The sequence below is a fragment of the Haloferax profundi genome (assembly GCF_001469865.1).
Taxonomy (GTDB): Archaea; Halobacteriota; Halobacteria; order Halobacteriales; family Haloferacaceae; genus Haloferax; species Haloferax profundi.
In genome coordinates, this window is record NZ_LOPV01000558.1 from 1 (window position 1) to 348 (window position 348).

The 348-nt window shown below is 62.9% G+C and carries 1 protein-coding gene; it reads right to left on the minus strand.

The window, feature by feature from the left end; translation table 11 throughout:
- On the minus strand, window positions 1-295 hold a 295-nt coding region (locus AUR66_RS16760; protein ID WP_157533191.1), incomplete at its 3' end, for an amino acid permease.
- Window positions 296-348 lie beyond the last annotated feature (53 nt).

Consider the following 348-nt stretch of genomic DNA (forward strand, 5'->3'; position numbering starts at 1 on the left):
CGAGGCCGACCCAGTCACCGAGGCCTGCGATAGAGCCGAACAGTGGTCCAAGTGCGCGGTTGACGTAGTAATACCCGCCACCTGCTTTCGGCATCGCCGTCCCGAGTTCGGAGACTGAGAGCGCATTCACGAGCGCGACGAGTCCCCCGACGATGAACGAGACGACGACGACCGGTCCAGCGGTCTGCGCTGCGACACCTGGTAAGACGAAGATACCTGCACCCACCATCGTCCCGATACCGATGGTGAGTGCTGAAAGCAGTCCGAGGTCTTTCGCGAGTTCTTCGTCCGTCATCCGCGAACCTCCGTGTCTGTGTCGTTCGGCGGGCGTCCAGCCATCGCCTCGGC